This is a genomic window from Pseudoalteromonas sp. BSi20480 (genome assembly GCF_000241365.1).
Taxonomy (GTDB): domain Bacteria; phylum Pseudomonadota; class Gammaproteobacteria; order Enterobacterales; family Alteromonadaceae; genus Pseudoalteromonas; species Pseudoalteromonas marina.
Genome location: NZ_BADX01000134.1, coordinates 17171 through 42438, shown reverse-complemented (window position 1 = coordinate 42438; position 25268 = coordinate 17171). Strand labels below are relative to the sequence as shown.

At 40.0% G+C, this 25268-nt stretch carries 21 protein-coding genes and 2 pseudogenes; 6 read left to right on the top strand and 17 right to left on the bottom strand.

The annotated features are described in order from the left end of the window. Positions 1–40 precede the first annotated feature (40 nt). The gene (locus P20480_RS05760) at positions 41–853 is read right to left on the bottom strand and encodes a tetratricopeptide repeat protein (protein WP_238530308.1); all 813 of its coding nucleotides are present in this window, start codon (positions 851–853) and stop codon (positions 41–43) included. Positions 854–1018: 165 nt separating this feature from the next. After that, positions 1019–2203, bottom strand: coding sequence for a BaiN/RdsA family NAD(P)/FAD-dependent oxidoreductase (locus tag P20480_RS05765; RefSeq protein ID WP_008131142.1), 1185 nt, complete (start codon positions 2201–2203; stop codon positions 1019–1021). 331 nt (positions 2204–2534) lie between these two features. On the opposite strand from P20480_RS05765, the gene P20480_RS05770 reads away from it, so the two are divergent. Further along, on the top strand, positions 2535–4670 hold the full coding sequence (locus P20480_RS05770) for a S8 family peptidase (protein ID WP_008131140.1): 2136 nt from the start codon (positions 2535–2537) through the stop codon (positions 4668–4670). 323 nt (positions 4671–4993) lie between these two features. Here P20480_RS05770 and rpmG read toward each other — a convergent pair whose 3' ends face one another. From rpmG to radC, 3 genes are all read right to left on the bottom strand, one after another. Then, positions 4994–5149, bottom strand: coding sequence for a 50S ribosomal protein L33 (rpmG, locus tag P20480_RS05775; RefSeq protein ID WP_004587947.1), 156 nt, complete (start codon positions 5147–5149; stop codon positions 4994–4996). Positions 5150–5160: 11 nt separating this feature from the next. Next, positions 5161–5397: a 50S ribosomal protein L28 gene (gene rpmB, locus P20480_RS05780; RefSeq protein WP_006793236.1), complete on the bottom strand. Its 237-nt coding sequence runs from the start codon at positions 5395–5397 to the stop codon at positions 5161–5163. Between the two features lie 270 nt (positions 5398–5667). Continuing rightward, positions 5668–6342 carry a RadC family protein gene (gene radC, locus P20480_RS05785; protein ID WP_008131137.1) on the bottom strand — a complete coding sequence of 225 codons (675 nt, stop codon included), beginning with the start codon at positions 6340–6342 and terminating at the stop codon, positions 5668–5670. A gap of 143 nt (positions 6343–6485) precedes the next feature. Between radC and coaBC the strand changes: the two genes are divergently transcribed. From coaBC to P20480_RS05795, 3 genes and pseudogenes are all read left to right on the top strand, one after another. Continuing rightward, complete coding sequence (coaBC, locus tag P20480_RS05790) at positions 6486–7679, top strand: bifunctional phosphopantothenoylcysteine decarboxylase/phosphopantothenate--cysteine ligase CoaBC (RefSeq protein ID WP_008131136.1); 1194 nt, start codon at positions 6486–6488, stop codon at positions 7677–7679. Between the two features lie 100 nt (positions 7680–7779). Continuing rightward, positions 7780–8366, top strand: a pseudogene (gene slmA / locus P20480_RS18425) (nucleoid occlusion factor SlmA). 162 nt (positions 8367–8528) lie between these two features. Then, positions 8529–11303 (top strand): S9 family peptidase, encoded by a 2775-nt coding sequence (locus P20480_RS05795; protein WP_008131133.1) that lies wholly within the window; start codon positions 8529–8531, stop codon positions 11301–11303. Between the two features lie 157 nt (positions 11304–11460). Here P20480_RS05795 and P20480_RS05800 read toward each other — a convergent pair whose 3' ends face one another. The 5 genes from P20480_RS05800 to rplU form a co-directional block, all read right to left on the bottom strand. Further along, positions 11461–11835 (bottom strand): DUF3718 domain-containing protein, encoded by a 375-nt coding sequence (locus tag P20480_RS05800; protein WP_008131132.1) that lies wholly within the window; start codon positions 11833–11835, stop codon positions 11461–11463. Positions 11836–11914: 79 nt separating this feature from the next. Next, positions 11915–12406, bottom strand: coding sequence for a type 3 dihydrofolate reductase (folA, locus tag P20480_RS05805; protein ID WP_008131131.1), 492 nt, complete (start codon positions 12404–12406; stop codon positions 11915–11917). Positions 12407–12476: 70 nt separating this feature from the next. Continuing rightward, on the bottom strand, positions 12477–13625 hold the full coding sequence (cgtA, locus tag P20480_RS05810) for an Obg family GTPase CgtA (RefSeq protein ID WP_008131130.1): 1149 nt from the start codon (positions 13623–13625) through the stop codon (positions 12477–12479). A 141-nt stretch (positions 13626–13766) separates the two neighbouring features. Continuing rightward, a complete protein-coding gene (rpmA, locus tag P20480_RS05815) occupies positions 13767–14024 on the bottom strand; it encodes a 50S ribosomal protein L27 (RefSeq protein WP_002957747.1) in 258 nt (85 codons plus the stop codon). 16 nt (positions 14025–14040) lie between these two features. Continuing rightward, positions 14041–14352, bottom strand: coding sequence for a 50S ribosomal protein L21 (gene rplU, locus P20480_RS05820; protein WP_006794538.1), 312 nt, complete (start codon positions 14350–14352; stop codon positions 14041–14043). Positions 14353–14773: 421 nt separating this feature from the next. On the opposite strand from rplU, the gene ispB reads away from it, so the two are divergent. Then, entirely contained in the window at positions 14774–15745 is a 972-nt protein-coding gene (gene ispB, locus P20480_RS05825) for an octaprenyl diphosphate synthase (RefSeq protein ID WP_008131122.1), read from the top strand. A 97-nt stretch (positions 15746–15842) separates the two neighbouring features. Here the strand turns inward: ispB and mdh are convergent, their stop codons facing one another. Then, positions 15843–16775, bottom strand: coding sequence for a malate dehydrogenase (mdh, locus tag P20480_RS05830; RefSeq protein WP_006794540.1), 933 nt, complete (start codon positions 16773–16775; stop codon positions 15843–15845). A gap of 224 nt (positions 16776–16999) precedes the next feature. Here mdh and argR point away from each other — a divergent pair, with 224 nt between their 5' ends. Continuing rightward, positions 17000–17467: a transcriptional regulator ArgR gene (argR, locus tag P20480_RS05835; protein ID WP_006794541.1), complete on the top strand. Its 468-nt coding sequence runs from the start codon at positions 17000–17002 to the stop codon at positions 17465–17467. On the opposite strand, the gene P20480_RS05840 is transcribed toward argR, so the two are convergent. From P20480_RS05840 to lpdA, 6 genes and pseudogenes are all read right to left on the bottom strand, one after another. After that, positions 17464–18363: a Dyp-type peroxidase gene (locus P20480_RS05840; protein ID WP_008131120.1), complete on the bottom strand. Its 900-nt coding sequence runs from the start codon at positions 18361–18363 to the stop codon at positions 17464–17466. The two genes, argR and P20480_RS05840, sit on opposite strands and share 4 nt — an antisense overlap. Before the next feature lie 46 nt (positions 18364–18409). Beyond that, positions 18410–19458, bottom strand: a pseudogene (locus P20480_RS05845) (ABC transporter ATP-binding protein). Beyond that, the gene (locus P20480_RS05850) at positions 19459–21090 is read right to left on the bottom strand and encodes an ABC transporter permease (protein WP_008131115.1); all 1632 of its coding nucleotides are present in this window, start codon (positions 21088–21090) and stop codon (positions 19459–19461) included. Next, a complete protein-coding gene (locus P20480_RS05855) occupies positions 21090–22094 on the bottom strand; it encodes a Fe(3+) ABC transporter substrate-binding protein (RefSeq protein ID WP_008131112.1) in 1005 nt (334 codons plus the stop codon). Before P20480_RS05855 ends, P20480_RS05850 begins: the two co-directional genes overlap by 1 nt. Positions 22095–22892: 798 nt before the next feature. Then, positions 22893–23585, bottom strand: a complete 693-nt coding sequence (locus P20480_RS05860; RefSeq protein WP_008131110.1) for a tRNA-uridine aminocarboxypropyltransferase — start codon at positions 23583–23585, stop codon at positions 22893–22895. Between the two features lie 242 nt (positions 23586–23827). Beyond that, a complete protein-coding gene (lpdA, locus tag P20480_RS05865; RefSeq protein WP_006794548.1) occupies positions 23828–25255 on the bottom strand; it encodes a dihydrolipoyl dehydrogenase in 1428 nt (475 codons plus the stop codon). Between the last annotated feature and the right edge of the window lie 13 nt (positions 25256–25268).

Genomic DNA, 25268 nt, shown 5'->3' with positions numbered 1-25268 from the left:
CTTTTTTGTTTTTTAAATTTTAAAAAAGAGCAAACTAGCATTAGATTTTACTTTTTATTTCATCATAAACTTTTGCATGGCTTTTTGAGAATTCCACATTAGTTCTATCTATTTTATTTAACCACAAAGCCGCTTGTGTTTTGTTACCCAACTCCCAATACGATTGCGCTAAACGTAAACTATAGGTTGCTTGGTAAATGCTATCCGGTTCGATGTAGTCGAACGCAGTTTTATAATATTTTACTGCGTTATTAAAATCATTATGCTTAAAATATGAAAAAGCTAAGTTACCTAGCGCAATTACAGTTTTAGCATGGTGTTTTGTTCTTTTTATAGCGTTGTAAGCTTTTAAATTACTTTCTATCGCTTGAGGGTACTGTTGCCAATTGTAATAAATGTGCCCTTTATTGATGTGCAGCTCAAAGTGAAAAATAGCATCACTACTTTTTGCATAACGCTTTTCGGCATCAAGCAATACCCTTAGTGCCTTTTTTTTATCGCCAAATATGTGCTGTAAATTAGCCAGCTCTACAAGCCTTAAAGGATCACCAAATACATTATAAATTTCATCAAGTTGAGCAAATGCTTTTGCCGCATAGGCTTTCGCTTGTTGCTTATCACCCAAGTAATTAAGCGATTTAGCATAATAAAAATAAACTTGTATTTTAAATGCGCCAGGTAATTCTTCTTGGTCAACAAAGGGGCTTAATGCGCTATGAAGATTATCGAATTTTTGATAATCAAAATAATAGTCAAACTCGTAAGTTTTCAATTTATACCAATTAGAGGAGTTCTTTTGTGTATTTAAAAGGCGAGATTGAATGTAGGTTAAGCAATCTTGGTCTGTTTTCATACAAAACACTTCATGATCACTTAAGTTTTCAGAGGCTTTTGCACCCATGCTTACATATAAAAGTAAAAAACAATTAAAACATGCTTCAGCATTAGAACACTCATATTAGCCACATAAGTTTTAAGTGTAATATGAGTGTGCTCTATTTAACAATGGATAAAATAACTACGCGTATTGCCCGGCTGCAAATCCACAGCTCCAAGCGTACTGAAAGTTATACCCTCCAAGCCAACCGGTTACATCCGTTACTTCCCCTATAAAGTACAAGCCTTGTGATTTTTTGGCTTCAAACGTTTTAGAGCTTAGTTCGTCAGTATTTACACCACCCAGGGTTACTTCTGCAGTTCTATAACCTTCGGTTCCGTTGGGTTTTATTTGCCACGCATGAATGTAGTTAGCAAGGTCTTCAATTTGACTATGGGTAAGCTGATTAATATTGCAATCAGGTATTGCATTGCTTTCATGTAGTATTTCAATGAACCGTTTTGGCAATATTGTCGTTAGGCTATTTTTTAGTGATTTTTGAGGTTGCGTTTCTCGCCAGTCTGCAAGCCGCTGTTTTAAATCTAGCTCAGGAAGTAGGTTAATAGTAACAGCCTGCCCTGCACGCCAAAATGAACTTATTTGTAATATAGCGGGGCCAGATAAACCACGGTGCGTAAATAATATATTTTCTTTAAATGTGGTGCCGTCTTCACTTGTTACTTCGCACGGTATGCTAACGCCTGATAACCCTTCAAAGCGCTCTTTGTCGTGTTGGTGAAGGGTAAATGGTACAAGCGCGGCCATAGTAGGTAGTACGTTTAAACCAAACTGCTCAGCAATTTTATAACCAATAGGTGTAGCACCAAGCTTGGGCATAGTAAGCCCGCCCGACGCAACCACTAACGACTCACAATGCAAAGTCTCTTGCTCTGTGGTAACGCTATAACCCGACTCTGTTTTTTGAACACTAATCACTTCACTGCGCAAGGCTATGTTTACACCCGCCCACTCGCATTCTGTTAAAAGTATATTAACAATATCTTGCGCACTGTTATCGCAAAATAGCTGGCCTAACGTCTTATGATGGTATGCCAAACCGTGGCGGTCCACCAGCTCGATAAAGTCATGTTGCGTATAACGGCTCAAACATGATTTAACAAAATGTGGATTACCGCATAAATAGTTTTCTGGTGCGGCGTTTTCGTTTGTAAAATTACAGCGCCCGCCACCACTAATTAAAATTTTACGACCCGGCTTTTTACCCATGTCTAGCACTGTAACACGTCGGCCTCGGTATCCAGCTTGCGCCGCACACATTAATCCAGCCGCTCCCGCGCCAATTACAATTACATCTACCTGGGTCATCTATTTATCTCACTTAACAATTTGCTCGATTATAGCAAAATTTAATCGCCAGCAATGTACAGAATTCATTATTACAAATAACACAACAAATATATTTTCTACTTTTTAAAAGTATTAAAAATACAAATTAAAAAGCAGTACCTTTATATCATTTTTATTTTATATGACAAATACAAAACAATGACAAACCCCTTTAAAACACTCGTTATAACTAAATGAAATAGGGACATAATGATTTAGTATTTTAACTTTATTAACACATAATTTACCTTTGTACCTGCATTGTGACAATTCATCACGATATAACTAATAAAAAAATCTAGGGAAAATTATGACAACAAGTAAAACATTTAATAAGTGTGCAATAGCACTTACCATTAGTACGCTTTTTGCTACTGCATCAAGCATGGCCAATCCGGCACAACCAATTGGCCCTTCAGTGGCTGATACAACAGCTAAACTTCAAAATCAAAGTGGCTTTGAAACGCAATTCATCATTAAATATAAAAATAACAACGTTGATGCACTGAGTTACTCTACTGCAGATGAAAGCCCTGTAAACATGAAAGCACGTGCAAAAAACTTTGTTAAAAACTTTGCCTCTAAAAAAGGAAAAGTTAAAGCAAAGTACATTCGCGCAATGGCACTAAATAACCACCATGTTATGCGAGCAGATAAAAAACTTAGCGCAGCAGAAGCACAAGAGTTTATGCAAGAAATGGTTGATTCAGGCAACGTTGAGTACATTGAAGTTGACCAAATGTTAAAACCTTTTGCGACACCTAACGATCCGCGCTATGGCGACCAGTGGCACTACTATGAGCAAGCTGGCGGTCTAAACTTACCAACAGCTTGGGACACCGCAACAGGTAGTGGTGTAGTAGTGGCTGTTCTTGATACAGGTTACCGCCCTCATGCCGATTTAAACGCTAATATTTTGCCAGGTTACGATATGATTTCTAACCTATCAGTTGCTAACGATGGTGGCGGCCGTGATAGCGATGCACGTGATCCGGGCGATGCAGTAGCAGCCGGCGAATGTGGTAATAATGGTGCGCAAGGGTCTAGCTGGCATGGTACGCACGTTGCGGGTACTGTTGCAGCCGTTACAAATAATGGTGAAGGCGTTGCCGGTGTTGCTTATGACGCAAAAGTAGTTCCAGTGCGTGTACTTGGTAAATGTGGTGGTTTAACGTCTGATATTGCCGACGGCATTATTTGGGCATCTGGCGGTAACGTATCGGGCATCCCTGGAAACCCTAACCCAGCAGATGTTATTAACATGAGCTTAGGCGGAAGTGGCTCTTGTAGTTCTACAACACAAAATGCAATCAATACAGCTCGCAACAATGGCGCTGTTGTAGTTATTGCAGCAGGTAACGATAACGATAACTCAGCAAACTACAACCCAGGTAACTGTAACGGTGTTGTTAATGTAGCATCAGTTGGTCGAAATGGTGGCCGTGCTTATTACTCAAACTACGGTAGTAACATTGATGTTGCTGCACCCGGTGGTGCACAAAGCTTTGCTAACGATTCTGAAGGTGTTCTGTCTACGTATAACTCAGGATCGTCTTCTCCATCAACCGATAGCTATTCATTCTCTCAAGGTACATCTATGGCCGCTCCGCACGTAGCGGGTGTAGCTGCACTTATCAAGCAAGCAAAACCAAATGCTACGCCTGATGAAATTGAGAGTATTTTAAAATCGTCTACTCGCTCATTCCCTGCAACATGTAACAACTGTGGTACAGGTATTGTTGATGCTGCAGCTGCTGTTGCCGCAGCAAGTGGCGGTACAACACCACCCACAACAGGTGATAGTGAACTTGTTGATGGCGAAGCTAAAACCGGCTTAAGCGGTGGTGCTAACGCACAAGATTTTTACACCATGACCGTACCAAGCGGAGCAACCAATGTGACGTTTACAATGAGCGGTGGTACAGGTGATGCCGATCTATACGTTCGTGCTGGCAGCCAACCAACTACATCAAGCTACGACTGTCGTCCGTACAAAGGCGGCAACAGCGAAGAATGTTCTATCGATAATCCAACGGCAGGTACATACCATGTAATGCTTCGTGGTTACTCTGCCTACTCTGGTGTTAGTTTGGTAGGTAATATCACAGGTGCATCTTCTGGTGGCGGTTCAGGCACACCTGAAGCAGGTGGCGGTACTGTTAGTGACGTAAGTGCCAGTGCTGGTCAGTGGAAACACTACACACTAGATGTGCCTGCTGGTATGTCTACATTTACTGTAACTACTTCTGGTGGTACAGGTGATGCTGATTTATTTGTGAAGTTTGGTAGTCAGCCAACATCGTCTAGCTACGATTGTCGTCCATATAAAAATGGTAATGCTGAAACATGTACCTTTAATAATCCACAAGCCGGTACATGGCATTTAAGTGTAAATGCTTACAGAACTTTCTCTGGTTTAACTATTAGCGGACAATACCAACCATAATAGTAATTTCATAATCTTTGGGATAGCAAAGGCCAAACTGACTGTTTGGCCTTTTTTTGTGAATAAGATAATTTTTTAGTTTAATGAGGCTTAATACTAACGAGCTATTTTTAGACAACTAAGCCTCGTCAATCACTAGAGGAAGCTTCGTTATATACCTGTTTTATAAAAAGATTAAACGAACAATATCGGTTTTATTCCTTAAAACTGGTTGGGTATAGTTGCTAATGAACATACGTATTAGTTCAAATATATTACTAACTTATCACCAGAAAACAAAAAACCCAGCCTAAGCTGGGTTTTTAAATTCTAAAAAACTAAAATTACTTGATTTTAGCTTCTTTGAAAATCACGTGTTTACGAGCCTTAGGATCGAACTTTTTGATTTCCATCTTTTCAGGCATGTTACGTTTGTTTTTGTCAGTAGTGTAGAAAAAACCAGTACCGGCAGTTGAAACTAAACGGATTTTATCGCGCATGATTCAGTTCCTTAAACTTTTTCGCCGCGAGCACGGATTTCTGTAAGAACCGCGTCGATGCCTTTTTTATCGATAATACGCATACCTTTAGTAGTAGTGCGTAATGTTACAAAACGTTTTTCACTTTCAACCCAAAAACGGTGTGTTTGTAGGTTAGGTAGGAAACGACGTCTAGTCGCGTTTCTCGCGTGTGAACGGTGGTTACCAACCGCTGGACGCTTACCTGTAACTTGACATACTTTAGACATGTCTATATATCTCCAATAACTTCGCTCGAGCTTAATTTAATCTAAGGCCGTGTATTTCTGCCCTAGATAAATCGAAGGGCGCTCTTTATACAGCTTTTACAGGCAAAGATCAAATACTGATCTATCCAACCAGCTCATATGTAAATTTGATAGCGGCCAATTATAAAGATCGAATGCCCTTAGGGAAAGTAAAAACTGCATTTAAATTAAACTAATTTGCTAAAATGTATTAAACCGCTCATTTTTAGCACATTTCTATATCAAAGAGAGTTAAATAAGGCCACGCTCGGCAAACGAAACACACGTTTCACCTCCCACAATGATATGGTCAAGCACATTTATGTCTACTAATTGCAGTGCTTGCTGCAATTTATTGGTAATAAGCTTATCTGCTTGGCTTGGTTCAGCAATCCCACTTGGATGGTTATGAGCAAAGATAACAGCCGCTGCATTATTTTTAAGTGCTGCTTTAACAACCTCCCGCGGATACACACTTGCGGCATTTATTGTGCCGTAAAAAAGAATCTCATCTTTTACTAAGCGGTTTTGACTATCAAGATAAAGCACCATAAATACCTCTTGCTGTAGACCCCGCATTTGAATGGTTAGGTAATCGTATACTGAATTAGGGGAGTTAAACACGGCATCTCGTTGGCAGCGCTCCTGCATATAACGCTGACTTAATTCAAGTACCGCTTGTAATTGAACATACTTCGCCGTTCCCAATCCTTTTTGCGAACAAAATTCGTCCATGCTGGCATTAAACAAGTTATGTAATGTTTTATTTTCGTTCAGTAAGTGCTGAGCCAACTCTATTACGTTCATCCCCGGCAACCCGGTACGTAAAAATATGGCAAGGAGCTCTGCATCACTTAGCGCTTTAGCGCCTTTTTCGATAAGCTTTTCACGTGGGCGTTGAGCATTGGGCAGTGAAGTTAGTTGCATTTTTTCATCCTTGAATAACTCATGTGTCTTATAAATGTAATGCAAAATAAAAATTTAGCTTGTAATTTTAAATTAAAAACTTAGCTGAACGAGTAAAGATTTGTTATTTTAGGCGCCATATTTAATAAGATTGACAGACAACCATGATGACGTTAACAAACAAAAAAATTGTACTGGGTATTAGCGGTGGAATTGCAGCCTATAAATGCGCTGAGCTCGTAAGACGATTAAAAGAGCATGGTTGTGAAGTAAAAGTTGTCATGACTGAGTCAGCTAAGCATTTTATTACGCCACTCACAATGCAAGCCGTTAGCGGCGAGATAGTATCGGATTCATTGCTCGACCCTGCCGCTGAAGCCGCGATGGGACACATTGAGTTTGCCAAGTGGGCTGATCTTATTTTAGTCGCTCCTGCAACATGTAATATCATTGCAAAAATGGCGACCGGCATTGCAGACGACTTACTGACGACTTTACTGCTTGCGACCCCAGCAAAAGTTGCGGTAGCTCCAGCTATGAACCAGCAAATGTATGCACATGCTGCAACGCAAGCAAACCTAGCCACTTTAAAAGCGCGTAACGTTCTTATTTGGGGCCCGGGTAAAGGAGAGCAAGCGTGTGGTGATGTTGGCTCAGGACGTATGCTTGAACCACATGAGCTTGTAGCGTTATGTCTTGAAAAGCAACCTCCTCAAATTTTAGCTGGTAAAACAATTACTATCACTGCAGGCCCAACCCGTGAGCCGCTTGACCCTGTTAGGTTTATATCAAACCATAGCTCTGGAAAAATGGGTTACGCACTTGCAGAAGCCGCGTTGTTACTCGGTGCTAACGTTAATTTAATTTCTGGCCCTGTAACTATCAAAGCCCCTATTGGTGCAAATCTAATAAATATAGAAAGCGCAGAGCAACTATTAAATGAAGCACTAGTATATGCACCGCAGTCGGATGCGTTTATTGGCTGCGCAGCTGTTGCCGATTACAGAGCTGGCGAAGTAGCAACTCAAAAAATGAAAAAGCAAGGCGACGAGCTAACACTAACGTTAGTTAAAAACCCAGATGTCATTGCAGCGGTTGCTAATATAGAAAAAAACCGCCCTTACACTGTGGGTTTTGCCGCTGAAACGCAAAACGTTGAGAGTTATGCTAAAGGTAAATTAGTTAATAAAAACCTAGATATGATATGCGCAAACGATGTATCGCAAAGTGGTTTAGGGTTTAATTCTGATCAAAACGCGTTGACTCTGTATTGGCAAAATAAACAGTTAGAATTGCCCGTTAGCAGTAAAAGTACAATTGCTTTAAAAGTGATCGAACAGCTGGCTAAACATCTATAAAAGGCTGGAAACAAACTGAATAAAACATTAACATATGCTTTTCATTTGAACAAAAAATGATTAACCCCAGCCAAGAATAACTAATAAAAAAGGAATGTTCATGCCTGCGACAAAAAGAAGTAATCGCAAAGAGCAAATACTGCAAGCACTCGCACAAATGTTAGAAACAAGCCCTGGTCAACGAATCACCACAGCTAAACTAGCTGCTGAGGTTGGTGTATCTGAAGCGGCCCTGTATCGTCACTTTCCTAGCAAAGCGCGTATGTTTGAAGGCTTAATCGAGTTTATTGAAGACACTCTTTTATCGCGCATCAACCTTATTTTAGAAAACGAAAAAGAAAGCCAAACCCGTGTTTATAATATTTTACTTTTACTTTTAACATTTGCCGAAAAAACCCTGGTATTACCCGTATTTTAACCGGTGATGCGCTGCAAGGTGAACAAGAGCGCTTACGTGAACGCGTTCAAAGCTTTTTTGAAAAATTAGAAACCCAACTTAAACAAGTACTTAGAGAACGCAAGCTTCGTGAAGGAAAAAACTTCCAAAGCGATGAGCTTACACTGGCTAACTTTTTACTTGCCTATGTTGAAGGAAAAATGAATCAATTTGTGCGCAGTGACTTTAAAACTAAGCCAAGCGTCCAATTTGAAAAACAATGGCCTGAATTGCAAAAAATTTGGCTCTAACATAATTATACCCGCTGAATTAATTTTTAAATAAAACGACCAAATGGTCGTTTTATCGTTTATACCTGTTACTTATCGCCACCACCTGCCTTCTATCCTATCTGGTCGAAATATTAGTCAAACTCGTTACAATAAAATAATGTTAAAAAACGAGATTCAATAATGAAAACAAAGCTCACCCTACTAAGTAGCGCACTTATTACTGGCTTAGTCAGCACCGCGCCTAATGCAAAAGAGGCATTAGAATTCACAGATGTATTTAACTTTAAATCAGCCAAAGGCACACAACTATCTGAAGATGGACGTATTTTATCTTTAAGTGCCACGCCATACCGCGGCAATGCTGCAGGTCAGGTTTACTCTTTAACCTCAAATAGTTTAATCAGCGAAGTGGACCGCGGCACCAAGCCGTTTATAAACAAAGCAGCCAACTGGACTGCATTTACACAAGTACCCACATTACTCGAAAAAGAAACCACCAAGAAAAAAAACACGCTTAAAAATAACTTAGTGCTAGTGAATACTGAAACAGGTGAGCAAAAAAGTTTTGAGAATGTAGAAGACTACGTATTATCAAACGACGGGGTATGGCTTGCGTATCGCTTAGATAAAAAAGCAGATAAAACTGATAATGTAGAAAAAAATACCAAAAATGAGAGTAAAGAGGAAGACAGCAGCGCCATTTCACCTGACAAAAAAGACAAGGTTTACTCGCTCGTTATTGTTAATTTAAAAAACCAACAAAGTGAAACTATTGATAACGTTTTTAGTTACAGTATAAGTGCTACCAATGATCAGCTTTTACTAAGCCAAAGTTACCCTGATGGTAACGACAACCAAATAAAGCTAATCACACTAACATCTTTTAAAAGTGAAGTGCTAATTGATGAACCCGGTGTTATTGCTAATAAAATAGCATGGCACCCAATCGAAGCAACCGTAGCATTTACATTGGGTAATTATGTAAACGAAGATACCCGCCGTCGAAACCACTCACTACAATTATGGAAAAACGAAACACTTTCAACTATTGAATCTACAAACAAAGAGTGGACTATAGGCAAAACCGCAAAACTAAGCTGGTCAGAAAACGGCGAACGCTTATACTTTGAAAACCGACCAAAACTTGCAGCGAAAGTAAAAGCCAAAGAATTCGTAGATGAAACCTCACTCTATGACATTGCCACTATTCGCGAGCAAAAAGGCTTGGATGTTTGGCATAATAAAGACCCAGAAATAAAACCACGAGAAAAACAGCAATGGAACGCGGTTAATAAGCACCGTCACTACGAAGCCGTATACCATGTAAATTCACAAAAAGTGGTTCAACTAAGTACCCCTGCAATGCCTAGTGTTGCTCTTAATACAGAACGCGATACTTCCTTACTGGGCTCGTCAAATACTCCCTATTTAGAAAAAATAATGTATGGCGGCTTTTTTGCAGATTACTACGCTGTAAACATTAATACAGGCAAGCAAACTCCTATTGTGACTAACAGCCCTTTTAGACCTTCTCTTTCTCCTAATGGCTTATTTGCAGCTTACTTTGCTGACAACCAAATACAACTAAAAGAATTAGCTAACAATAAAGTTACTCCGGTTACAAAAGCCATAAAAGCAACTTTTGCCGACGACAAACACGACTACCCATCAGATCAACCAGGCTATGGTTTTGCAGGCTGGATGAGCGATAGCAGCCAAGTACTTGCTTATAGCAAATATGATATTTGGGCGTTTAATGTAAACACCAATCAAGCTAAACGCTTAACAAATGGAAAGCAGACTAATACACAGTATCGCGTCATTAATCTTGATAGAAACCAGGTAGGCTTTAAACAAGATGAAACACTGCTAGTTACTGCTGTTGACCTTCAAACAAAGCAACGGGGGATTGCAAAGCTTGATTTAGAAAACACGACCATTACTGAAGTACTCAGTGGTGATAAACGTTTTGATATTGTTAAAAAGGCCAAGAAAGCAGATAAATACCTATTTACGGAACAGAGTTATCATCAGTTCCCAGATTTCTATCAAACCGACTTAAGCTTTTTAAGCACACAAAAAGTAACTGATTTGAACCCTCAAACCGCAAATTTTGCTTGGGGTGAAAAACCTGAACTGATTAGCTACAAAGGCTTTGATGGTGAAGACTTGCAAGGTGTTTTAATAAAACCTGACGGTTACAAAAAAGGCGATAAAGTGCCTGTTGTCGTTTATTTTTATCGTTACATGAGCCAGCGTATGTTTGATTTTCCTAAAATGGAGTTAAATCATCGCCCTAATTTCCCAATGTTTACATCAAATGGCTACGCCATCTTTTTACCTGATATTCGTTTTGAAATAGGTCACCCGGGCAAATCGTCAACGCAAACCATGATCAACGCCACCCAAAAGTTAATAGATCTTGGTATTGCCGATCCAAACAAAATTGGCTTGCAAGGTCACTCATGGGCCGGGTACCAAAGTGCATTTATGATCACCCAAACAGATATGTTTAAAGCGGTTGTATCAGGCGCGCCGGTATCTAACATGACCAGCGCATACAGTGGCATACGCTTAAAGTCAGGCCTTGCTCGCCAGTTTCAATACGAAACAGGACAAAGCCGCATAGGTAAAAACTTATTTGAGGCACCAGAGTTATATATTGAAAACTCACCCGTATTTTTTGCTGACAAGGTCAATACGCCAATTTTAATCATGTTTGGAGACAAAGATGATGCGGTGCCTTGGCACGAAGGCGTACAGTATTATTTAGCACTTCGTCGTGCAGGCAAAGATGCCACTTTTTTACAGTATGAAGGTGAACCGCATCACCTTAAAAAATTCCCAAATCAGGTCGATTTTTCAGTCCGTATGATGCAGTACTTCGATCATTACCTAAAAGGTCAGCCTGCAGCTAAATGGATGATTGAAGGTGAAGCATTTATAAGTGAGTGAACTGAGACATTCATAAATAAACATGATAAAAGCTGATCAGGGTACTCTGACAGATAGAGGCCGATATTACTCAGTAATATCGGCCTCTAAATAGTCAATTATTTTTCCAGCAACAAAAAAGCCGCGATAATCGCGGCTTTTTTTAAATTACTAATAATTACAAACCAGCACGGTCTTTAATTACAGGAATAAGCGCAGAACCTGCGTGATTGCCTTCAGCCCAGGCTATGTCGGCACCGTCTGACAATGAACTTTTAGATAAGTTTTTAACAATATACTCACCTGCATCTACAGCATTGCTGGCAACAGCATGACGCAATAAGTTATTACCGTTACATTGAATAGAATCATATATGTTACGAATTTTTACACGAGAGCTTTTTAACTTACTACGTAAACGGTTTTTATCATCTGCTGCGATATACTCGCAAATAGATATTGCTAGTTGATCATCAGCTTTTACTGGAGCTGTGTACGAAAGTGAAACTGCAGCGATAGCAGAAATAACAACTAACTTTGATAATTTAAACATTGTCGACCCTTGTTTGGTACTTTATTCCTACGTTAACTGGTTAATATTGTACCAACCTAGTTAACCTTTCGCAATAATGTTAGCAGTATTTATATAAAGTTACGAATTTATAACTATGTTTATTTTTTTCGTCTGGCTGTTTAGATTGCTCTTCTTTCACTTCCCAATTTGCAATAGCTTGGTAATCAGGGAACTGTGTATCGCCTTCAACATCGAGATCAATAAAGGTTAAATATAAGCGCTCAGTTTGTGTTAAAAACTGCTGATAAACATTTCCACCACCAATAATCATCACTTCTTCAACATCACAAACCAAGCTCAGCGCGGCCTCTGGGCTTGTTACCGTTTCAATACCTTCGGCCTTATATTCAGTGTTGCGCGTAATAATAATATTGCGTCTACCAGGTAAAGGACGGCCAATAGACTCAAAAGTTTTACGACCCATGATCACAGGCTTGCCTGTAGTAACGGCTTTAAAATGTTGGAGATCTGCAGGTAAATGCCACGGCATTTTATTATCAAGACCAATAACACGGTTATTTGCCATAGCGGCAATCATTGAAATAATCACATTAAATACCTAATACTTTACTATTAAAAAACAAAAAGGAGCCTACGCTCCTTTTTATATTTAATGAAAATTAACGTTCGTAGACTACTTCTACATCGTAATCATCTTCATCCCAGTCATCCCAATCATCATCGCCTTTGGTGGCTTTTTGATGGTAGGTATCCCACTTAAATTCTATTTCTTCATCTTCAACTTGCTCAAACTTCTCTTTAGGCATGCTATCAAGCAATGTCATAATATCGTGTATAAGCGGTTGAGTATGCAGCTTGTTAATAGCTGAGATTTGATAAATATTTTCAGACTCACCTAGCTCTTGTGCAATCGCATCGCATAGTGCTTGTGCTTCATCTTCAGGTAACAAATCTATTTTATTAAATACTAACCAACGCGGCTTTTCTGCAAGTTTAGGGCTGTATTGATGCAGTTCGTTTATAATTGCAAACGCATTATCGACTGGGTTTGATCCATCTACAGGCATTACGTCAATAATGTGCAATAACACACGACAACGCTCTAAATGCTTTAAGAAGCGGATACCTAAACCGGCACCATCAGACGCACCTTCAATCAACCCAGGTATATCAGCTATTACAAATGACTTGTTAGCTTCCGGACGCACTACACCTAAATTAGGAATAAGCGTTGTAAATGGGTAATCAGCTACTTTTGGTCTTGCTGCTGACACACTGCGAATAAAGGTCGATTTACCAGCATTTGGCAAACCTAGTAAACCTACGTCAGCTAGCAATAGTAACTCTAATTTTAAGTTACGTACTTCACCGGGTGTACCTAGTGTTTTTTGACGAGGCGCTCGGTTAGTACTTGATTTAAAACGTGCATTCCCCAAGCCGTGGAAACCACCTTTTGCAACCAAAATTCGTTGACCATGTTGGGTCAAATCACCAAGCCCTTCTTGCGTATCAACATCGGTTATACGCGTACCCACAGGGACCATTACAAACAAGTCGTCTGCTTTTTTACCTGTACAGTTTCGGCTACGTCCGTTTGTACCGCGTTCAGCTCTGTGAAAGCGCTCAAACTGATAGTCAATCAGGGTATTTAAGTTTTCATCAGCTTGTAGATAAACACTACCACCGTCTCCACCGTCACCGCCGTCAGGCCCACCATCTGGGACATATTTTTCACGTCGGAAAGACACGATACCGCTTCCGCCGTCTCCGGCCTCTGCGCGAATTTCTACTTCATCTACAAACTTCATGATTACTCACTTTAGGGATTGGCTTGCTAATTTATACATTATATACCGAAGCCAAGCCGATTGCAGGCTTGGCTTTGGTATATATTTTTGTCTCAAAACAAAAAACCCCGCAAAGGCGGGGTTTTTTAACTACCTTACTGATTACTCAGTTACGATAGTTACGTATTTACGGTTTAAAGGACCTTTTTGTTCAAATTGAACTTTACCATCTGCTTTTGCAAAGATAGTGTGGTCTTTACCGATACCTACGTTTGTACCAGGGTGGAAACGTGTTCCACGCTGACGAACAATGATGCTACCCGCTAGAACTGATTCGCCACCAAAACGCTTAACACCTAGGCGTTTGCTTTCTGAATCGCGACCGTTACGAGTACTACCAGCTGCTTTTTTATGTGCCATTTCTAAGTACCTCTAATTAAGCGCTAATGCCAGTGATTTTAACTTCAGTGAACCATTGACGGTGGCCCATTTGCTTACGAGAATGCTTACGGCGTCTAAATTTAACAACCTTAATTTTCTCACCGCGACCATGTGAAACAACCTCAGCTGTTATCTTACCACCGTTTACGAACGGTACACCGATCTCGATCTTCTCACCATCAGCAACTAAAAGCACTGAATCAAATTCAACTGCCGCACCAGTTTCAACGTCTAATTTTTCAAGACGAATCGTTTGACCTTCAGTCACACGATGCTGTTTACCACCACTTTGGAAAACCGCGTACATAATTAACTCCGTCTGTGCACCCTCAAATCGGCGCAACTAAAATATTCTTCGATAGGGCGCGAAGTTTACGCTAACGCGAAATAACTAGCAAGCCTATTTTGTAATTAAAATGAATAAAAAGTAGCTGCTTTGAGAGCAATTCAATATTTTCTCTATTTTATATTAATTAAGCCTTTTGCCAAGCGCTTTTTAACTCTTTGCAAAAATAACCCTACTAATAAAATTACAACCTGCGTCGACCATTATTCAAACTCAAAAACCATCTTTCATCGTCTAGTAATTAAACACATTTGTGATTGAATTAAGCACTTATTAAGCACTTTAGGTAGGTTTTTAAATCAATCGTCACAAAATATCGAGCTAGTGCGTTTTTTGTTGTACAATCTGCGCCGTTCACACATAAAAATTGGCTCGGAGATCAATGGATATAAAAGCTATCCAGGCGTTAATAGAAAGCGATATGAATGACGTCAATCAACTTATACATGCGCAAATGCGCTCAGAGGTGGCGTTAGTAAACCAACTTGGTTTATACATAGTTAATAGCGGCGGCAAACGCGTTCGCCCTATGTTGGCTATTTTAGCTGCCAAAGCGCTAGGTTATACTGGTAAAGACCACATTACACTTGCGACCATTGTTGAGTTTATTCACACCGCGACCTTATTACACGACGACGTTGTTGATGAGTCAAACTTACGCCGAGGCACCCCGACCGCTAACGCTGAATTTGGTAATGCTGCTAGCGTATTAGTTGGCGACTTTATATACACGCGCTCATTCCAGTTAATGGTTGGTTTAGGCAAAATGCAAATTATGCAAATACTCGCCGATGCTACCAATATCATTGCTGAAGGTGAAGTGCTGCAACTTATGAATTGCAACGATCCAGACACAACCGAAGCCAGCTACATGCAAGTTATTTACTCCAAAACGGCTAAGCTGTTTGAAGCTGCTACCGGGCTTGCTGCTATTATTACCAACAATGATGAAGCCACGCTCAATGCATTAAACTTATACGGTATGCACTTAGGTACGGCATTTCAACTTGTTGACGATGTGCTTGATTATAACGCCGATGCAGACCAGCTAGGTAAAAATATAGGCGATGATCTAGCCGAAGGTAAGCCTACCCTACCACTTATATATGCAATGCAACACGGTAATGCGCATCAAACACAGTTAATTCGTGATGCCATTGAGCACAGTAATGGTATGGAACATTTAGAAGAGATTTTATCTACGTTAAAACAAACCAATGCGCTTGAGTTTACAATGCAAAAAGCAGAGCTTGAAGCCGATAAAGCAATTGCTTGCTTAGATTTTCTACCAGAATCTGAATACAAGCACGCATTGGTAAGCTTAGCCCGTATAGCCGTTGACCGTGATCACTAGCCTTAACGAGCCTCTTATTCAACATTAAGAGTAAATAACATTCGAGCAACAAAAAAAGCCTGCAAATAGCAGGCTTTTTTAATGCTCATTCTGGCTATTACGCCATGAAATCAACACCTTCTTTGATGTCTTTTTTCAGTGTTTCAAGCATATCGTTCTTCGCTTTTTCTTCAAACGCGCTTAGCTCGCCGTAAGAAAGAATTTCTTCAACGCCGTTTTTACCTAAACGTACTGGGTGTGCAAAATACTCTGCATCCCCATCTTCAACAGCAACGTATGCGTAATCTACAACATCTTCACCTTGTAGGCCTTTAACTAAAGACATACAAAAACGTGCTGCAGCAGCACCCATTGATAATGTAGCTGAACCACCACCTGCTTTAGCGTTTACTACTTCAGTACCTGCATTTTGGATACGTGGAGTAAGTGCTGCAACTTCGTCTTCAGTGAAAGTTACGCCTTCCACTTGAGAAAGTAGAGGAAGAATAGTTGTGCCAGAGTGACCACCAATTACTGGTACTTTAACTGTAGCAACGTCTACGCCTTTAAGTTCAGCAACAAATGCTTCTGAACGAATCACGTCAAGCGTAGTAATACCAAATACACGGCTTGCATCGTATGTGCCTGCTTTTTTGAACACTTCAGCAACAATCGGTACTGTGCCGTTTACTGGGTTCGTAATGATACCCACAAGTGCTTTAGGACAACTAGCTACAATGCCTTCAGCTAGTGTTTTAATGATACCGGCATTTACGTTAAATAAATCTGCACGATCCATACCTGGTTTACGTGGCATACCCGCTGGGATTAAAACAATATCAGCACCGTCAAGCGCTTTGTTTAAATCGTCTGCGCCAAAACCTGCTACTTTAACATCAGTTGGGATGTGTGATAGGTCAACAGCAACACCTGGTACAACTGGTGCAACATCGTAAAGTGATAATTCAGAACCAGCTGGTAAGCCTGTTTTTAATAGTAAAGACAATGCTTGACCGATACCGCCTGCAGCACCTAATACAGCAACTTTCATTGGAATTCTCCGTCATTTGAGGTAGGAAATACTTGTGGCCCTTAAGATAATGAAATTAGCGCCTAAAAACAAATTTATCGGGCCTATTTTGCGATATTTTCGACCATAGTTGTAAACTTTGGTGGTTTATCGCATCAAACTGTCAAGTTGACTAAACAACTGCTGCATAATTATTCATTTTTGTGTAGTATTTACAGCATAAATAACAATAATGAATAAAGACTATGCAACCTCAAGATAAACAAGAAGCATTGGTAAAAGCGTTTAAATCACTTTTAAAAGAAGAAAACTTTGGCTCTCAGGGCGAGATAGTTGATGCGCTTAAAGAGCAAGGCTTTGACAATATAAGCCAGAGTAAAGTGTCACGCATGTTAAGTAAGTTTGGTGCTGTGCGAACCCGCAACGCTAAACAAGAAATGGTTTACTGCCTACCCGCTGAAATGGGAGTGCCGACAGCTAAAAGCCCATTACGCCAGTTAGTCATTGATATTATGCATAATGAAATGATGATCATTATTCGCACCAGCCCAGGCGCTGCGCAGCTTATTGCCCGCTTACTTGACTCGTTAGGAAAGGCCGATGGTGTATTAGGTACTATTGCCGGAGACGATACTATATTTATTGCTCCAGCAAAAATTTCTGAAATAGATGTCACACTTGAACGTGTACGTATTTTGTTTGATACGGTTTAAATTTGCTTTAAAAACCCAACTGAGGGGGCAAAAAAAGCTGACCCCATATCGGCTTGAGTAAAATCAAGCCAATGATCGTAACACTCCCCCTCTCCTAAACGGCTATTTAATACAGCCTCAAATGCAGTACCAGTACTTGCGCAGCTTATGCATAACATACCTTGCTCATAAACATCGCCATAAGGCATGCTTTGATTCAACAAAAGGGGTTGCCCCTCTTCATCTTTTAACTCACTACGCGTGGCATGACTGGTATTTAATGCTGGGGTTATAAGCGTATTATCAAGTCGTGTACGGCCCATAATTTGCTCTTGCTCACTGAGCGATAAGTGCTGCCAAACAGTTAAGTCGTGTTTATAGCGCTGAACATGAATATAACTTCCCTGATCTTCAAAACAACCAGGTTTATTAATTAAAGCAGTTGAACGCTTTTTTCTTCCATGTGGCATATCACCACCATAAATAAAACCATTAAAATCTCGGCCATCTAAAAAACGAAAGTTACGTATTTGCTCCACCAGCTCTACATCAGGTGCAAAAAGCTTTAAAACTTGCAATGCAAATAAGTGGTTTACGTCTTCTCTGTCTGAACGCACCTGCACAAACAAGTCGCACGGCTGAACACTCATTTGGTGATCTGGATGATTTATATTAGGAAAGCTTTGCAACTCACTAGGAATATACTCAGGAAGAATATGAGGCCAATATTGGGCGCCAATGGCAACAACGCACGACAACATCGACTCTGAAAACTGATCATTAAACTCTTCTTCGATTGCGCTTACTTGTTTTAATTTAGCGCGCAATGATTCGTCTTGACCATCAAACACATTAAAAAATAAATGCAAACCATGCAGGTTTGCTTCAGCACAAATCCCAGATTGCGCTTGCGCCATTGTTATTCCTCAGTTTTACAGATATAAACACAGTGAATGACATTAATTATGATTCAAAAAAATTCACTGTGTGGGGTTTATTTTTATTATAACCTGCTCATTGATTTCAAATGATTGGCCATATTGCGCTTCAACTTCAAGCGTTTGTTCGGCTATAACAACTTTATAAACATACGCAGAGCCAATAAAGCGACGACTTAATATTGTAGCCCGTTTACTGAGTTTGTCACTTTGACACTCTTGCACAAGTTCAATTTGGTGAGGTCGCACATATAACTCACCACTACATGGATAGCAGCTCGTTTGCATATCTGACTCAACGGTGCCAAAAGGTGTTTTATATTCAGTAGCCGTTAATGCTTCTGCGGATAAGTATATGCCTTGACCTAGAAACTCTGCAACCACCTTTGACCTAGGAGCAGCAAAAAGCTGCTCTGGCGTGCCTTGTTGGGCAATACTACCGCGATCCATAATGGCAAGCGTATCAGAAAAAGCAAAAGCCTCTTCTTTTGAATGGGTAACAAATACCGCTGATACTTGTTGCGCCTTAATAATACGGCGAATATCTGCAATTAATTCAAAACGAACTTGGGTATCTATATTTGAAAACGGCTCATCAAGAAGTAGTAAACTTGGTTTATAAGCCAACGCACGGGCAATCGCAACGCGTTGCTGCTGCCCACCAGAAAGCTGGTGAGGAAATCTATCTGCGCAACCAGACAAATGCACTAACTGAAGCATTTCATCCACACGCTGTTGTTTTTCGGATTGGCTCATTTTACCTAACCCAAACGCAATGTTATTTGCTACGCTTAGATGAGGAAACAACGCGTAATCTTGAAACATCATACCTATATTTCGGTGCTCTGGTGCAATAAATGTTGACCCATCACTTACCAGCTTGCCATCTATAAATACACTTCCGTGCTTGGCCTCAACTAAGCCTGCAATGGCTTTTAATGTGGTGGTTTTACCGCAGCCACTGGCACCAAGCAAGCATACAATCTCATCTTTACCCACGGTTAAGTCTAAGTTTTCGATCACCTTTGTACCGTTATAGTGATAGCTGACACCTTGCAAAATTAAACTACTCATTTAAGTGTGTTGCTCCATAGAACGATTAATAAAATACAAGGGGATAAATCCAACAATAACAATAGATAAAGCAGATATAGAAGCCAGCTCTAACTGCTCATCACTCACGTACTGAAAAACATGCGTTGCTAGACTTTCAAAGTTAAATGGTCTGAGTAATAACGCAGCAGGAAGTTCTTTCATGCATTCAATAAAAACGAGTAAGGCAGCTGTCAGTAAGCCTCTTCTTAATAAAGGTAGGTGCACTAAACGCAATGTTTGGCCTTGGCTTTTACCCATAGACTGGCTTGCCATATCAAGTGATGGACTAATACGCACAAAGCTCGACTCTATCGCTCCGTGAGCAATGGCATAAAACCGAACGACATAAGCAATCACAATAGTAAACACACTGCCTGTTAGTAACAGACCTATGTCTAAATTATAAGGCTCTAATACATTATTAATACTACTTTCTAACAGTGTTAAAGGTAATAAAACGGCAATTGCTAATACGGTGCCAGGCAGTGCATAGCCCGTACTCGCTAGTCGCCCAGGAACGAGAGGGTAAGACTGTGTTGCTATACGCTGATAAAAAACAACAAAAACACCTAATGCAATTGTTATTACGCTCACAACGCCTGCCACTTTTAGGCTTTGCCACGCATAATTAAAAAACTCAGCACTCCATGCTTTTTCAAAGTAGGTAATGGCGTAATTAAGTAGTACTGCAATCGGGATCACAAAAGATACAAGTAAAACCGTGCCACAAAATGCCGTTGCTAACCAAGCCGACTTTCCCTTTAAAATATAAAGTGCTTCACTATTTACGCCCGATTGGCGTTCAAATACAGCTTGATTACGACGACTAAAGCGCTCTGCCATAAGCGCTAAAAATAGAAGTAACAGCATGACACCTGATATTTTTGCAGCAGCAGTCAAGGAGTAATAACCAAACCATGTATCGTATACCGCGGTTGTGAGCGTGCTAACAGCAAAATAACTTACTGTTGCAAAATCGGCCATTGTTTCCATACTAATAAGCGCAAGGGCCGCAACAATAGAACCACGAGATAATACAAGACTCACTTTAAAAAAACTTTTAGTTGGGGAAAGTCCCATTAATTGACTTGCCTGTACCAATTTAAAAGACTGCTCTCTCAAAGCCGTTTTAAAAATTAAAAATAAGTATGGGTAAAGCACCAAGGCAATCATGACTATTGCGCCCGGCAGGGTACGTATATCAAAAAACCAATAGTCACTGGGAGATTGCCAGCCAAACCACTCCCTTAGAGTTATTTGCACGGGTCCTGCGTAATCAAGTAAATCAGTATACACGTAGGCAATAATGTAAGTAGGCATAGCAAGGGGCAGCATGAGCGCCCATTCAAAATGTTTTTTACCGGGAAAGTTACAATAAGCAGTTAGCCAACCAAGTGGCAACGCGATAACACTACTGAGTGCACACACACCCAATATAAGTAGTACAGTATTAGAAATGTAATCCCAAAGCACAGTGTCCCAAAGGTGAGTAAAAACCTCTGAGTTGCCTTGTAGCGATTCAAAAAGAAGGAAGAACAACGGGGCCGACAAAACTAAACCTGTCGACCACGCGAATAGCTGCCATTTAGACAGCTTAAATTTATAAGTCATTAAAGATCGAACTTCACCTCATCAATTAACTTAAGCGCTAACGGACGATATTTACTGATCTCATCAAGTGGCAAGCTATCTTCTTTAAAGCTGCCCCATGATGCAACCAAACTGGATAATTGCACACCAGGCTTAACTGGGTATTCCATATTAAGCGATGCATACATGTTTTGCGCTTTATTGTCGGTCATATACTCTATGAGTTTCAAGGCATTTTCAGGGTTTTTAGCATATTTAGTAATAACGGCCCCCGAAACATTAATATGTGAACCACGATTAATTTGATTAGGAAAATTAATGTGTACCGTCTCAGCCCATGTTTTTTGTTCTTCGTCTTGCAACATTTTACCTAAGTAGTAACTATTGCCTAACGCAAGATTACATAGCCCCTCTTTAACGGCTTTAACTTGAGCACGGTCATTGCCTTGTGGTTTACGTGCTAAATTAGCCTTGACGCCTTCAAGCCATGTTTTAGTTTGCGCTTCACCGTGATGAGCAATCATTGAAGCAACTAACCCTAAGTTATACGGATGTTTACCTGAACGAGTACAAATTTGCCCTTTATACTTTGGATCGGCTAGTTCTTCGTAAGTGAGCTTTGGTAATGCGCCCAAACGATCTTTGGACGAATATACATTTCGCACGCGTTTTGTTAGCGCGACCCATTGGCCATCTCCATCTCGAAAAGCAGAAGGTACGTTAGCATTTACATTAGTACTATTAATTGTTTGAGTTAAGTTTAAATCTTCCAATTGAATGAGTGCACTAAAATTAGAAGTAAGAACTAAATCAGCTTTACTATGTTTACCTTCGCGTTTTACACGCTCGATTAAGCCTTTTTTAGCAAACACAACATTTGTTTTGATACCGGTTTGTTTTGTAAAATCGTCTAAAATAGGTTGTATTAAAAAAGGTTGGCGAAAAGAGTAAATATTAACAACATCATTTGCAAAGGCTGGCGCCGATACGATAAACCCTAAAGCGATAGCGAGTGTTTTCTTCATTATTCCACCTAAATAGTAATTATTATCAATAATTCTACCGTGAACAGTTAAAAAGTGCACACCCTAAATACCCATAAATACTAAAAAAGCGTCCAAAACAGAAATACCCTGTAAGAGATATCTCACGGAAGTGGCAGCTTATAAGTAAAACGCCGATTAAATACCTAGCAAAAACAACATAAGCCATTGATATTTAATACCTATATAGTATTTAACAATAATAATACATAAACTATTTAGGGTTTTTGCCCTACTTTAGTTGGACCATTCACCTATAATTACCTCATCAACTAAGCAATGACGCTTAACGAGTAAAAGGACAGGGATCAATTACTCGCAAACCAGTGACTCGTTATGAAGGATAACACGGAGTTAGGACAGGCTCAGGATGAGTATCGCAACGGAGTGTTAATAAACGGACAGCATCAGGAAGATGCACAAAGGAGTGCAACATTGGAGTGTTGCTTAACAGGAAGTTGAAGGAATATAAAGGACAGGCCTTAACAGGCAACACAATGGACTGATAACAACACGGAAGCACTAGGACGTGCAAATGAAGGATTTGGTAATAGGTTTTACCGCAACAGGACGTATAGGAATAAAGGAGATAAGCCCGGATTGGCTTATATTGCATAGAACTAAAAAGTAATATAGCAATAAACATGGAACAGTAAAAATTGGAGTTGATTAAGTTCAATTGCAGGATGCAGAAAATTAGAAGATTCCGCAAGCGCGCCTAGAGATAGAGCGCGCTTTTCTTTGACCTAAATTTAATACTACCACTCAATACAATCGGTATTAAAGAGACTCTGGTCTGCCTTTATTTCGTTTTCCCATAAGATACGCATCCCGAAACTTTATAAAGTGATCCTCAAGCTTTTTAGCTGCATCCATTTCACCCGCGAGTGCTAGCACTAAAATACCTACTTCAGCTGTGCCTAATTGATGCGCATGAGGCGCAACTCGTAAGCGGTAATCTGATAACTTATCAGCTGTAATAGACAATACGGGCAAGTTATCTAAATATGGGCTTTTACGAATCATTTTTTTCGCTTCACGCCATGTACCATCTAAAAATATGAATAGCGGCTTTTTGTTAGGCTCAATATTTACTTGCGTAATAGCTCGCCCCTCTTCTACATCCTCAGCAGGAAAAATAACCATTGGCTGATATTGCTCATCATTAATAAGCGCTATTAGCGCATCATCTGGATTAGTTCTATCCCATTTAAAAGCATGGTTATCGGGTATAATTTCGGCAATTAAACGCCCCGTATTTGAAGGTTTAAAACTTTCGTTATGGTACATCAATAAACACACTGCAGCATCGCACTGCGCTTTCTCTACGCCTTCACAAATACAGTAGTGCTTTGCAATTAAGCATTGCTCACAACGTGCTAACTTAGCGCCACGGGCATTAAATTCGCGACGAGATTCACTAATTTGCTGAGCGCGTAATACCAGTACTGAATTATGGGAAGAGTGAGTCACAGTGATTAATTACCTTAAATTTGATCGGCGCATATTGTAGCTAAAAACGTGATGAATAGATATCAGCTATCAGCTATCAGCTATCAGCTATCAGCTATCAGCTATCAGCTATCAGCTATCAGCTCAAAATAAAATGGTATTTTATTAAAGCAAATTTTGTTTATGTTTGGATTAACAGCTATAAAAACAAAAAACCCAAGCCGAAGCTTGGGTTTAAAAAAAGCGTTGCTAGTTAAAAGAATTTACTTCTTCTTTTTAACTGCTTTTTTGTTTGGCAAATCAGTGATTGAACCTTCAAAAATTTCAGCTGCAAGGCCAATTGATTCGTTCAATGTTGGGTGAGCATGAATAGTAAGTGCTAAGTCTTCACCATCTGCCCCCATTTCAATACCTAAACCGATTTCGCCAAGCATTTCGCCCGCGTTAATACCAATCATAGCACCACCGATTATACGGCCGCTTTCTTTATCAAAGATAAGCTTAGTAGAACCTTCAGTACGAGAAGACGCAATTGCACGGCCTGAAGCAGCCCACGGGAATACCGCAGTTTCAATGCTTAAACCTTGCTCTTTAGCTTCTTTCTCAGTAACACCTACCCACGCAATTTCTGGGTCAGTGTAGGCAATTGAAGGAATACATTTAGGGTCGAAGAAGTGCTTCTGACCAGAGATAACTTCTGCAGCAACATGACCTTCATGAACCGCTTTATGCGCAAGCATAGGCTGGCCAACTAAGTCACCAATTGCAAAAATATTGCTTACATTAGTACGTAACTGTTTATCAACGTTAATAAAACCACGCTCATCTACATTTACGCCTGCTTTTTCAGCATCAAGTAAATTACCGTTAGGCGTACGACCTACTGCAACAAGTACTTTATCGTAACGTACTGGCTCAGCTGGTGCATTTTTACCTTCAAATGTAACGTATAAGCCATCGTCTTTCGCTTCAACAGCAACAACTTTAGTTGAAAGCATAACGTTAAACTTATCGCTTACGTATTTTTGGTAAATTTTGATAATATCTTTATCAGCTGCAGGAACTAATTGATCAGCAAATTCTACTACATCAATGGCAGAACCTAATGCGCGGTAAACAGTACCCATTTCAAGACCGATGATACCACCGCCTAAAACAAGTAGTTTTTCAGGAATATCTTTAAGCTCTAATGCGCCAGTTGAGTCAATTACACGGTCATCTTCTGGGATAAAAGGTAAATTAACTGGTTTTGAACCTGCGGCAATAATAGCATTGTCGAACGTGATAGTAGTTGTACCGTCAGCACCTTCAACAGCTAAAGTGTTGCTACCAGTAAATTTACCATAGCCTGGTACAACTTTAACTTTACGCATTTTAGCCATGCCGTCTAAGCCGCCCGTAAGCTGACCAACAACAGACTCTTTCCAAGAACGGATCTTGTCTAAGTCTATCTGCGGTGCACCAAAAGTAACACCATGAGATGACATTTCTGCAGCGTCATCAATTACTTTAGCTACGTGTAAAAGTGCTTTTGAAGGGATACAACCCACATTAAGACAAACACCACCTAATGTTTCACGTGATTCTACTAGTGTAACTTCTAAGCCCAAGTCAGCAGCGCGGAAAGCTGCAGAGTAACCACCTGGGCCACCGCCTAGTACAACAACTTGAGTTTTTAATTCGTTGCTCATGCTATTACCTTAA